General features: G+C 44.6%; 14 protein-coding genes and 1 pseudogene. 3 read left to right on the top strand and 12 right to left on the bottom strand.

What is annotated here, in order from left to right:
• Positions 1-147: 147 nt before the first annotated feature.
• From D0C36_RS14440 to D0C36_RS14425, 4 genes and pseudogenes are all read right to left on the bottom strand, one after another.
• Positions 148-801: pseudogene (locus D0C36_RS14440) on the bottom strand (phosphatidylserine decarboxylase family protein); the annotation flags it as partial.
• Positions 802-825: 24 nt separating this feature from the next.
• A complete protein-coding gene (locus D0C36_RS14435) occupies positions 826-1,638 on the bottom strand; it encodes a phosphatidate cytidylyltransferase (protein ID WP_117392321.1) in 813 nt (270 codons plus the stop codon).
• The gene (locus D0C36_RS14430; RefSeq protein WP_117392320.1) at positions 1,635-1,847 is read right to left on the bottom strand and encodes a putative signal transducing protein; all 213 of its coding nucleotides are present in this window, start codon (positions 1,845-1,847) and stop codon (positions 1,635-1,637) included. Before D0C36_RS14430 ends, D0C36_RS14435 begins: the two co-directional genes overlap by 4 nt.
• Positions 1,828-2,769 (bottom strand): CPBP family intramembrane glutamic endopeptidase, encoded by a 942-nt coding sequence (locus D0C36_RS14425; RefSeq protein WP_117392319.1) that lies wholly within the window; start codon positions 2,767-2,769, stop codon positions 1,828-1,830. Before D0C36_RS14425 ends, D0C36_RS14430 begins: the two co-directional genes overlap by 20 nt.
• 39 nt (positions 2,770-2,808) lie before the next feature.
• On the opposite strand from D0C36_RS14425, the gene dusB reads away from it, so the two are divergent.
• Complete coding sequence (gene dusB / locus D0C36_RS14420) at positions 2,809-3,801, top strand: tRNA dihydrouridine synthase DusB (RefSeq protein ID WP_117392318.1); 993 nt, start codon at positions 2,809-2,811, stop codon at positions 3,799-3,801.
• 42 nt (positions 3,802-3,843) lie between these two features.
• The gene (gene apaG, locus D0C36_RS14415) at positions 3,844-4,230 is read left to right on the top strand and encodes a Co2+/Mg2+ efflux protein ApaG (RefSeq protein WP_117392317.1); all 387 of its coding nucleotides are present in this window, start codon (positions 3,844-3,846) and stop codon (positions 4,228-4,230) included.
• A gap of 495 nt (positions 4,231-4,725) precedes the next feature.
• On the opposite strand, the gene rplS is transcribed toward apaG, so the two are convergent.
• From rplS to D0C36_RS14380, 7 genes are all read right to left on the bottom strand, one after another.
• Positions 4,726-5,073, bottom strand: coding sequence for a 50S ribosomal protein L19 (gene rplS / locus D0C36_RS14410; RefSeq protein WP_117392316.1), 348 nt, complete (start codon positions 5,071-5,073; stop codon positions 4,726-4,728).
• A gap of 199 nt (positions 5,074-5,272) precedes the next feature.
• A complete protein-coding gene (trmD, locus tag D0C36_RS14405) occupies positions 5,273-5,947 on the bottom strand; it encodes a tRNA (guanosine(37)-N1)-methyltransferase TrmD (RefSeq protein WP_117392315.1) in 675 nt (224 codons plus the stop codon).
• Between the two features lie 93 nt (positions 5,948-6,040).
• A complete protein-coding gene (locus tag D0C36_RS14400; protein WP_199502023.1) occupies positions 6,041-6,424 on the bottom strand; it encodes a VOC family protein in 384 nt (127 codons plus the stop codon).
• 23 nt (positions 6,425-6,447) lie between these two features.
• Positions 6,448-6,648 (bottom strand): helix-turn-helix transcriptional regulator, encoded by a 201-nt coding sequence (locus D0C36_RS14395; protein WP_117392313.1) that lies wholly within the window; start codon positions 6,646-6,648, stop codon positions 6,448-6,450.
• A gap of 3 nt (positions 6,649-6,651) precedes the next feature.
• A complete protein-coding gene (locus D0C36_RS14390) occupies positions 6,652-7,074 on the bottom strand; it encodes a hypothetical protein (RefSeq protein ID WP_117392312.1) in 423 nt (140 codons plus the stop codon).
• Between the two features lie 69 nt (positions 7,075-7,143).
• Positions 7,144-7,671 (bottom strand): ribosome maturation factor RimM, encoded by a 528-nt coding sequence (gene rimM, locus D0C36_RS14385; protein ID WP_117392311.1) that lies wholly within the window; start codon positions 7,669-7,671, stop codon positions 7,144-7,146.
• 136 nt (positions 7,672-7,807) lie between these two features.
• On the bottom strand, positions 7,808-8,350 hold the full coding sequence (locus tag D0C36_RS14380) for a 30S ribosomal protein S16 (protein WP_117392310.1): 543 nt from the start codon (positions 8,348-8,350) through the stop codon (positions 7,808-7,810).
• Positions 8,351-8,837: 487 nt separating this feature from the next.
• Between D0C36_RS14380 and D0C36_RS14375 the strand changes: the two genes are divergently transcribed.
• Positions 8,838-10,727: an SPFH domain-containing protein gene (locus tag D0C36_RS14375; RefSeq protein ID WP_117392309.1), complete on the top strand. Its 1,890-nt coding sequence runs from the start codon at positions 8,838-8,840 to the stop codon at positions 10,725-10,727.
• A gap of 100 nt (positions 10,728-10,827) precedes the next feature.
• On the opposite strand, the gene D0C36_RS14370 is transcribed toward D0C36_RS14375, so the two are convergent.
• Positions 10,828-11,898, bottom strand: a complete 1,071-nt coding sequence (locus D0C36_RS14370) for a PA0069 family radical SAM protein (RefSeq protein WP_117392308.1) — start codon at positions 11,896-11,898, stop codon at positions 10,828-10,830.
• Between the last annotated feature and the right edge of the window lie 19 nt (positions 11,899-11,917).

Below are 11,917 nucleotides of genomic sequence, written 5' to 3'. Positions count from 1 at the left end.
TTCTTCAACCTCTGGTTTCACTTCTTCATGCTCAATAACCAGTGTTGGTTCGGCATGTTCTTCGGTCAACACTTCAGTATGCTCGGGGATAACGGTTTCTTCAATCACATCTGATGTAGTATCGGGCAATGGCTGGCTTACGCTGGTCAGCTCGGCTAATACGGTGCGGCCACCTTTAACAACCTGGTCGAGCTGTACGTTTATTTTGGTACCCAGCGGCAGGTAAATATCTACACGCGAACCGAATTTGATAAAGCCAAACTGGTCGCCTTGTTTTACGGTATCGCCTTCTTTAACATACCATACAATGCGGCGGGCCAATGCGCCGGCAATCTGCCTGAACAATACTTGCACGCCCTGGCTGTTCTCGGTAACAACGGTAGTACGTTCGTTCTCGGTTGATGATTTCGGGTGCCATGCCACCAGGTATTTACCCGGGTGGTATTTAAAATATTTTACAATACCGCTGATTGGGTTACGGTTTACGTGCACATTTACCGGCGACATAAATACCGACAACTGGATGCGGCGGTCTTTTAAAAACTCAGGTTCGTCTGTTTCTTCAATTACCACCACCTTGCCATCTGCGGGGCAAAGCACATGGTTCTCGTTAACATCGATAGCAAAAACCGGGCTGCGGAAAAACTGAACGATGATAACAAACAGTGCAAACGACAGGATATAAACTATCCACTTTACAACATGCGCCTCAGGGAAATAGAACTGGATAAGCGCGTTTAAAACAAAAATAAACAGTATGCAAAGGGCAAGTGAAGTATATCCTTCTTTATGAAATCTCATAATTGTATTGTGTTTGAGGCAAATTTAAGCATTTAAAACAAAGTGCAGGTATGTATAAACAATTGGCGCCGCGAATAGCAAACCATCAAAACGGTCTAAAACACCGCCATGGCCGGGCAACAATCCACCAGAGTCTTTTACGTTGATGCTGCGCTTGAACATGGATTCTATCAGGTCGCCGGTGGTGCCGATGACGCCGATGATGATGGCGATGCTTACCCATTGTTTCCAGTCCAGTTCAGGGTAGTACAGGCTAATGATATAAGCCACACCGGCAGCTATCGCAACGCCACCAATAAATCCTTCCCAGGTTTTCTTTGGCGAATGGCGCTCAAATAGCTTGGTGCGCCCAAAAGCTCGGCCGGTAAGGTATGCCCCGGTATCGTTGCTCCAAAGCATGATGAGAAATGCCAGCGGAAAATGGAAATTGTAAACTCCCTGCGCATACGCCAGTGCATGGAAGAACGTGAAAGGCATCACTGTAAATATCAAGCCTAAAAAAGTAAACCCGATATTGGTGAATGGCGTGGGCGATATCTTGTAAAGCTCCTGTACAAAAACAGAAGCCAAAGTAAGTGTGAGCAAAAATAAAAGTTTGTGGTAAACCGGCTGGTCCTCCATATTCATCAGCCCGAAAAGCACAAATATGGCTACCGCATTTACAAAACCCGCGCTGCGGTTAACCGTGATGCCACTTTTAATAATTAAGCCGTAAAACTCGTGCAGGCAAAGCAGGGTGAGTACTAAATAAAAGCCTAAAAAAACCTGAGGCCCTAAAAGCAGCGAGCCTATCATCACAATTAAAAAAAAGAAGCCGGTTATGGCGCGTGTCTTCATAAAGTTATCTGGTTCAATATCATCATCTCAATAGCCTGGCTAAAATCGTCCTGGTGCACATAAACCTCTACTGCGCCGAAATTTTGATGGGATGATGCCTGCCTATTCAGCAAAACAGCGTCAATATGGTTCCCTGTAAGCATTTGCTTAACAATTTCAGACTGATAGTAATTTGAAGAGGTAAATACCTTAACCCAGTTCTTCTCCATTTAATGCGGGACTTTTTTTACCCTCTGCTACCTTTTTATATACCAGCAGCAAAATTATAATAATTATCAGGCTAAATATATATTGCCACCAGCTAAATACATGCTGGTCATCGGGGTCGAGATTTATGCGTTTGGTTTGAAATAAATATGTAGCAATTACCGCCGTACTATTATTAAGGAAATGCCCCCATACAGCCGGCCAAATACTGCCGCTGTAAACCACAAAATAACCGAACATAGCGCCTAACAACAAACGTGGCAAAAAGCCGTAAAACTCCATGTGAAATGCGCTGAAAATAGCCGCGGTTATCCAGATAGCAGCGTGTTGGTTCTTTGTCCATTTAATTAATACGCTTTGCATGCCACCGCGGAACAAAAACTCCTCGGCAATAGCAGTAAGCAAACCTACCAGGAACACGTTTTTAACGCAATCCCAGGTATTGTGCATATTCAGGATGGCTGCGGTAACCTTTTTAGCACTCTCTTCGCTTTGCTTCATCCAATTCTCGATACCTTTTAACCACTGCGGAAGCACCATTTGCTGGTTAATGTTGCTCAATATCTCTATCAGCGGCGATGATACCATCATGATAAAGAACGCCACAACGAGTAACATCGGCGGGAAGCTTTGTTTAACCCTCAGGTATTCCTCTGACTTGCGCATTACCCAAGCCGCAAAGACAACGGGTGCAACAAAAATGGGTATAGTAGTGGTAACTATCTGTAAAAGGTAAAGCGCTGGTATACTGTGGGGATCGCTAAAGTTAAGACGGGCAATATCCATTATCAGCCCAAAACCATAAATAAGCCCTACAGCCAGTATCCCGAGAACATTAAAAACCACAAAAACCCCGGCAAATATCACCACAAAGTAAAGGAATTGCCTTGCCGGAGATGTTTGATACACAGCACTTTTCATCATATAAGCCAAATTGCGTAAATTTGCATCGTAAATATAGTCATGTCTGTACAAATAGGGAACATAGATTTAGGGGAATTTCCGTTGCTGCTTGCACCAATGGAAGATGTGAGCGATCCGCCTTTCCGTTACGTGTGTAAGCAAAACGGGGCCGATATGATGTATACGGAGTTTATATCATCAGAGGGATTGATACGCGATGCTGCCAAGAGCCGCCAAAAGCTTGATATTTTTGAGTACGAGCGCCCGATAGGCATCCAGATATTTGGCAGCGATATTGAGCACATGCGCGAGGCTACCGAGATAGCCTCTGCGGCAGGGCCCGATCTGATGGATATCAACTACGGCTGCCCGGTTAAAAATGTGGCCTGCCGTGGTGCGGGTGCAAGTTTACTGCAGGATATTGACAAGATGGTGGCCATGACCAAAGCGGTTGTAGAAGCTACTCATTTGCCGGTTACGGTTAAAACCCGCCTGGGCTGGGACGATAATACGAAAAACGTTTACGAAGTGGCCGAGCGCCTGCAGGATGTAGGTATTAAAGCCCTAACTATCCACGGCCGTACCCGCGCACAGATGTACAAAGGTGTTGCCGACTGGAGTTTGATCCGCGATATAAAGAAGAACCCCAGGATAAAAATTCCTATTTTCGGTAATGGCGATATTGATTCGCCCGAAAAAGCGGCCAACTGGCGACTGGAATATGGTGTTGATGGCATGATGATAGGCCGCGCAGCTATTGGTTATCCGTGGATATTCCGCGAGGTAAAACACTTTTTTGCCACCGGTGAACACCTGGAGAAACCAACCATTGCCGAGCGTATTGATGTGTGTAAAACGCATTTAGTTAAGTCGATGGAATGGAAAGGGCCAAAGACGGGCATTTTTGAAATGCGCCGCCATTACAGCAACTATTTTAAGGGGCTGCCTGATTTTAAAGAGTTTAGAATGAAACTTGTTGTGGCTGCATCCGTTGAAGAGATAATGGATATATTGGAGCAGGTTGACAAAAAATATAGCCTTGAGATGGCTTAATATTTGCGCGCAACAAATATATTTGAATTAAAAGGTATTAGCATGGCTACAACTATTACAGAAGGTGTTAAGGTTTCGGTTGAAACAGTTTATCAGCCGGAGTACTCAAACCCCGCAAACGATCATTTTATGTTTGCCTACCGGGTAAGCATCGAGAACCTTGGCCAGTACGCCGTACGCCTGGTTAGCCGCCACTGGTACATCTTTGACTCAAACGGCGCCAAGCGCGAGGTTGAAGGCGAAGGCGTGGTAGGTATGCAACCCATCATAGAGCCGGGCAACAGCCACGAGTATGTAAGCGGCTGCAACCTTAAAACCGATGTGGGCAGCATGAAAGGCGAGTACCTGATGGAACGCCTTGTTGATCACTCTACATTCAATGTACAGATACCGGAGTTTTATTTAATAGCGCCTTACCGCTTGAACTAAGCCTCCACTTTAAAAATATTGAAGCCCCGATAGTGTTTTACTATCGGGGCTTTTTTTGTGCGAACACTAACAACAATGTCACTTCGAGCGAGCAGAGGGGAGGCTTGTGTAATGGGGCGAGGAGAAATCTTCTGCGACGTAAGGATCGTGCGTAGAAGATTTCTCCTCGCTATCGCTTGTTCGAAATGACATTTATGGTTTTAACGTTTAAATAAACGCGGTTAGATTCCTTGCTCTTGTTGGTGTTGTCACCAACAAGCCTCATGCAAGTCAAAATATTATATCGCGCGCAAAGTTGTTGGTGACAACACCAACAATGGCAGAGGACAATTGCACACTTTGCATACCGGATCAGCTTAAAGAGATTGCTTCATACCTCGCAACGACGTTTGGTGTATTAACAACAAGACGGCATTACCACACAACAAAAAACCCGCGTTAAAAAACGCAGGTTTTAAATGTTTTATGAAGCAATCGCTGTTAAAGCGAAGGTAATTAAACTCTTTTTGATTTGATACGAGCAGCTTTACCGGTAAGGGCACGTAAATAGTACAATTTAGCACGACGTACTTTACCAACGCTGTTCACTTCAATTTTATCAATGTTTGGAGAGTTAAAAGGGAAGATACGCTCAACACCGATACCGTTAGAAACTTTGCGTACAGTGAAGGTTTCGCTGTTACCAACGCTGTTACGTTGTAAAACAACGCCTTGGTAAACCTGAACACGCTCTTTGTTACCTTCTCTGATTTTATAATGTACGCTAACAGTGTCACCAGCTTTAAAAGCCGGGAAGGTATTTTTTACTACTGATTGCTCTTCTACAAATTTTACTAAATCCATGATTTTTAGCTTTTAAACCCGATTTTTAGCCCGTAAAAATCGGAGTGCAATAATACGGAATTTATTTTAATTAGAAAACTCTTCTTAAAAAATTTCCACAAAATATTTGTTGTTAACAATTTGACAGCTACCTATATGAGTAGAAAGCTTTTAAGAAAGGCTTCTACTCCCCCTTCAGGGGGCTGGGGGCTTTGCTTTTTTACTCTAACAGATCTGGCCTGCGTTGTTTAGTACGCTCCAAAGCCTGCTCAAAACGCCATTTTTCTATTTGGGCAGCATTGCCGCTTAACAGCACATCGGGCACTTTGTGTCCGTTCCAATCTGCCGGGCGGGTGTAAATGGGCGCATCCAGCATATCATCCTGGAAAGAATCAGACAAAGCCGAGGTCTCGTCAGACAATACACCAGGTATCAGCCTCACTACAGCATCAACCAATACCGCTGCCGGCAGTTCGCCGCCCGATAGTACATAATCACCAATTGATATCTCGCGTGTAACGTAGAGGTCGCGGATGCGCTGATCGATGCCTTTGTAATGACCACAAAGCACAATGATATTTTTCTTGATAGATAGCTGGTTGGCAATGCCCTGGTTAAGCGTTTCACCGTCAGGGCTCATAAATATTACCTCATCGTACTCGCGTTCGCTTTTCAGTTTCTCAATACACGATGCAAAGGGCTGTATAGCCATCACCATGCCGCTGCCCCCACCGTAAGGATAGTCATCAACATTTTTGTGTTTGTTGTTGGCATAGTCGCGCAGGTTATGCACCACAATTTCGCTGATGCCCTTCTTTTGGGCACGTTGTAAAATAGAATGTGCAAAAGGGCTCTCCAGCAAACCCGGCAGTACCGAAATAATATCAAAACGCATAGCGCAAAGATACTTTTATTAGAGTCAAGAGAAAAGAGTCAAGAATCAAGATAAGGAGCACTCCCGTTTATCTTGATTCTTGACTCTTGGTTCTTATGTCTTCTTCTGTATTTGCCAGCAATGCCCGTAGATATCCACAATATCGGCCTGGCGATAGCCATAGTCAAAATCTTGCGCGGGCGAGGTGATGGTTGCGCCTGCAGCTACAGCCTGGGCTACCACGGCATCCACATCATCAACAAATATGTTTACAGATACGGTGCTGGCTCCTGCCCTCTCCGGACTTATCAGTTTACTCTCCCATTGCTCGTGCAGGTGAAATATAGCTCCGTTCAAACTCAGCTCTAAAACGTGGATGCTGCTATCATCATTACTAAAACGGCGTATTTCCTTTGCGTCGAAAGCATCGGCGTAGAAACTAACATCAGTTAACCCGTTGGGGATGATGAGCATGGGTGCAAAAACCTGATTAGCCATAATTAAAGATAGGCAATCTGTTATTAATCACCATCTTCCAGCTCAAAAATTGTTTCGAGTGGCTTTTCAAATACACGGGCAATCTTTAGCGCAAGTACAGTTGATGGCACGTATTTATTACTCTCGATAGTATTAATGGTTTGGCGCGATACGCCTATGGCATCGGCCAGATCGGCCTGGGTCATGTTTTTTATGGCGCGTTCTACGCGTATGGTGTTCTTCATGAGTTAAGATAACCTTGCTTCTTTCCTTGCTGCCCAATTGCGCCTGAATATCATCCACCTAAAGCGGAGAATAAAAAATATTAACGGAAATTTAAGATTGAAGTGCAATACCGACCGCACATTGTCGCCTTTGTAGGTTAAAAAGCAAATGATAAGGATGATGTAATTTAAATAGATGGCCCACTGTAGCGAGTCCAGGCGTAATTGAGCTATCTGCTCGTCTTCTACTTTCTCTTTCGAGAATGCTACCAGCAATATCGCCGTGATAAGGGTGACAATTGTAGCGATAAAAAATGTTTGCTCATCGTTCAAAAAGCCCATCCCAGTCAGGTCGTCATTTTTAATGATGATAAAAGGAATGTCTACAAGTAACAAGAAATAACCGATGAACTTGCACCAATAAGGAAATAAGAACCGTGATTTCATAATGTAAAGTTTGTTTATCCAAATGTAAAACAAACTTTACAAAAGTCAAGTATTCTTGACAAAATATTTTTATCCCTCTAAATAGATATCCAACAAGCCCTCGGGCAGGTCAACATACACCTCTTCTTCTTCAACATCAATACCTTTAATGATCTCCACATTAAGCGGGAACAGCACTTCTTTGTTGTTGTAATATACAGAAGCGATGAGTTGCTGTGGATATTCTATAATATCGTCTATCTCACCCAACTCGCCGTGGGTTTCATCAATCACAAAAAAGCCTTTAAGGTCTTTAAGGGTAAATTCTTCCTTTTTCTTTTTAGGCTTGAGTTTATTGGGCAGGTATATATCTTTTTTGGCAAGCAGGGCAGCTTTTTCAACCGTATCCACATCCTCAAGGTTAAGGTAGGCCTGGTTGTTCTGCAAGTACTTTATCGAGCTGATAAAATACGGCACCAGTTTACCGGCTATTTCAATAAATACCGAATTGAATTTAACGCGATCGATATCATCAAAATCAACATACATCACCATTTCGCCCTTAAGGCCCTTGGTTTTTAGTACGCTGCCAATCCTGAAATGTTCTTCGGTTTTCATGCTCAAATTATGTTTAAATAATAATGGCGAAGAACATCCGTCCTTCGCCATTTGTAAGATTCAAGAATCAAGACTATAAGAATCAAGAAAGAATTTCCTGTTTCTTGTCTCCTGATATCCTGCTTCTCTACTAAAATTACTCAGCGCTTTCTGCAGCTTCGTCAGTTGCAGGGGCTTCTTCAGCAGCAGGAGCTTCTTCTTCTGCAACTTCTTCAGCCGGTGGCGTGTTTTTAGCAGCAATAGCTGCAGCTTTATCTTCTTTCTTTTTAGCTTCAGCAATTAAAGCAGCTTTACGCGCTTCATCTTTAGCTGATGCTAAGCTTGATTTTTTACCGGTAATTTTACCATCTTTTTGATCTAACCATGCAGCAAATTTTTCATCTGCCTGCTCTTGGGTTAAAGCACCTTTAGTAACACCACCTTGTAAGTGTTTTTTGTATAATACTCCTTTGTAAGAAAGTATTGCACGGCAGGTATCAGTTGGCTGTGCGCCGTTGTTAACCCACTCAAAAGTTTTATCAAAATTGATGTCAATTGTAGCCGGGTTAGTGTTTGGGTTGTAAGAGCCAATACGCTCAATAAACCTACCATCCCTTGGTGCACGGGCATCTGCTACTACGATGTAGTAAAAAGGCTTGCCTTTTTTACCGTGTCTTTGCAATCTGATCTTAGTTGCCATTCTTTGCTTTTTATGTATTCAACATTACCCCCGGAGTTCTTTCTGCGGGGACGCAAAGGTAAAAATTATTATTTATATATAAAAGGCTTATAATTAAATCGTTTTGTAGGTGGTTATTTGTTTTGAACAACGATTAAAGGATTGAGGGATTGCTTAATAATAATTTGGTTTGCCATTCTGCCTGCTAAGCTTCAATTCTTAATGCTGATTATCTGAACCGGAATTTTAAGCCCTCGTCATGCTGAACTTGTTTCAGCACCCCACACGCTAAGCCTGTCCGCGAGATCCCGAAACAAGTTCGGGATGACGGAAACGCGAAAAGCTCGCCATGATACAGGCGGTTCACAAAAAATATTTTCAAAATTTGTGTAACATCTACACTTTGCAATAATCTTAATATCGCTATGCAGCCAAGGTCTCATAAAGCTGCAAGTTATTGTGAGGGCCCGCACCTTAAGGGTTCCGTTAAATTAATCACTTAAACAAAATGTCTGAAAATTTATTGATCCAGTTCTGGTGGGTATTTCCGCTGGTGGCTGCTGTTCTGCTGTACAAATTTGTATTGCGGGTTTTCTTTGGTATGATCATCGTTCCGGATGACCGTATTGGTTTAGTTGTTAAAAAATTTACACTTTATGGCGATACGCGCCTGCCCGATGGGCGCATTATTGCCACCAAGGGCGAAGCCGGTATGCAGGCCGCCCCGCTTGCCCCGGGCCTTTACTGGCGCATGTGGCCATGGCAATACGCCATCACTATGGAGCAATTTACCCTTATCCCGCAGGATAAACTGGGGCTGGTAAAAGCCAAAGACGGTGCACCTATGGATACCGGCCGTGTGCTGGGAAAACCGGTGGATTGCGATAAGTTTCAGGATGGCCGTGGCTTTTTGGAAAACAACGGGCAAAAAGGCCCGCAAGCGGCGTTCCTTACGCCGGGTAGCTATCGTATCAACACGTTCCTGTTCGAGATAGTGATGGTACCCATCACCCGTATCCAGGAAAATAAAGTAGGTATTGTTACCACTCTGGATGGTGAACCGCTTGATAAAGGCGAGATAGCCGGCGGCTCGGTAGATGGTCACCGCAACTACCAGGACCCAATGGCATTTATCAAGGCAGGCGGTAAAAAAGGCTTGCAGGAAGATGTTATCCTGGCAGGTACTTATTACCTTAACCCATGGTTTGCCATTGTGGAACAGGTAGATATGATCCATATCCACATTGGTTTTGTAGGCGTGGTGAACTCCTTCGTAGGTCCTGAGGGTAGCGATACCAGCGGCGTTGGCTTTACCCATGGTAACATCGTAGCCAAAAACGAAAAAGGTGTTTGGGATGAACCGCTCGACCCGGGCAAGCACCCTATCAACATATATACCCATGCGGTGGAGATTGTGCCTACTACAAACATTGTGTTGAACTGGGCAAACAGCCGTACCGAATCGCACGAGCTGGATAAGAACCTCAGCACCATCAGCGTGCGTTCATCAGATGGTTTTACATTCAACCTCGACGTTTCGCAGATCATCCACATACCACGTAACGAGGCACCAAAAGTTATTGCCCGTTTCGGTAACATGAAGAACCTGGTATCGCAGGTGCTTGAGCCAACCATTGCCAACTACTTCCGTAATTCGGCACAAAAAAGCGGTGTGATAGAGTTCTTAACCAACCGTTCGCAAAGGCAGGAAGATGCACGTCAGCAAATAAGCAAAGTACTGGATGCCTATAACGTTGAAGGTGTGGATACGCTGATTGGTGACATTGTGCCACCGGAAGCCCTGATGAAAACCCTTACCGACCGTAAAATAGCCGAGCAGGAACGCGTTACCTACGAGATTCAGAAAAGTGCACAAATTGAGCGTAAAGAGTTTGAGAGCGCCAAAGCCGGTGCAGATATGCAGCCCGAGGTAGTAAAATCAACCCGTCAGGTAGAGATCAATACCCAGCTGGCCGCGTCAAAAGTTGCTGCCGCCCGTGGTGACGCCGAATCGCGCATTATTAACGCCAAAGCTGATGCGGAGAATAAAACCATCACCGCCAAAGCTGATGCTGAAGCCAAAACTATTAATGCCAAAGCCGACGCTGCCGCTACCGAAGTAAACGGTAATGCAGATGCAGGTAAAATTAAAGCCATAGGTTTAGCCGAGGCCGAGGTTACCAAACAAAAAACCGAAGCCATGGGTACCGAGCAATATGCCATTGTACGCGTAGCCGAAGCTTTAGCAAGTAACGGCATTAAACTGGTGCCCGAGATTTTGGTTAGCGGTAAAGATGGCGGCAACGGCGGTATGATAGATGCCCTTATTGGTAATGAAATGCTGAAGAAGCTGCAACGGGAAGGTGAGGTAAAAGCAGATACCACTGCTAAAGAATAATTTTAACAAGCTTAGAAACCGGACAAGGGATTCTGAAAAATTCAGGATCCCTTGTCTATTTGCGCCTTACCCTTTGTTGATATTTACAAACACGATCAGTCTAAAACATACTTGTCTGTTTCCCGCCCTTAGGCATAAACAAACTTAAGTCATATTGCGGCATATCCCTACCGGCCAGGAAGCGCACGCAAGCCATACGATATAGCTGATGGATGGAATTGGCCACATGCCCGTCGCCGCTCATACGGCGGCCATACTCACTATCATTTAGGTTGCCGCCATGGCAGGCTTTAATCATATTCAACACCTTTTCGGCGCGATCCGGGAAGGCCTTATGCACCCAATCGGTAAATATCTCGGCTATGGCACCGTTGAGGCGAACGATAGTAAAACCGGCAGATACTGCGCCACGATCCGCAGCGGCTTTGATAATATCGGGGATCTCATTACTATTCAACCCCGGGATAATAGGCGCCACCATCACCCGGCAGGGAATCCCACTTTCTGATAGCTTTTGGATAACCGCCAGCCGGCCCACGCCGGTAACCGTACGGGGCTCCAGCTTTTGCCTCAGCGACTCATTTAATGAAGTGATGGAAATGTTCACATGCGCCAGGTTCATGCGCGCCATATCGCTTAAAATATCAATATCGCGCAGCACAAGATTATTCTTGGTGATGATACTGACAGGATTGCGGTACCGGTGAAAAACCTCGAGCAGCGAGCGGGTGATCTTCAGCTTCCGCTCAATAGGCTGATAGCAATCAGTATTGCCGGATAGTACAATGGGCACCGGCGTATAGCCTCTCTTGTTAAAATGCTTTTCCAGCAGTTCTGCGGCATTTCGTTTCACGATGATCTTTCGCTCAAAATCCAATCCTGCGCTAAATCCAAAATACTCATGGGTATTGCGGGCATAGCAGTAAATGCAACCATGCTCGCAACCCTGGTAGGGGTTAATAGAAACAAAATGACTAAGATCGGGACTGTTTGATTCGCTGACGATCTTTTTTGGGTTTTCTTCAAATAACTGGGTATGCGTATTCTCCAGCATCTGCTCGTCAAGCCCCTCAACGTGTTCCTGTACGTATTTGTTTTTGAGGAACCGGTTATGCGTGTTTACCTGTGCGCCCCTTCCCTTAAAAAACTCCGGATTTTCCTCATGTGACATGAGAACAAATTTGCTAATA

This window comes from Mucilaginibacter conchicola (assembly GCF_003432115.1).
Classification (GTDB): Bacteria; Bacteroidota; Bacteroidia; order Sphingobacteriales; family Sphingobacteriaceae; genus Mucilaginibacter; species Mucilaginibacter conchicola.
Note: the sequence above shows the minus strand (reverse complement) of the source record. Positions and strands in the feature narration are given on the sequence as shown.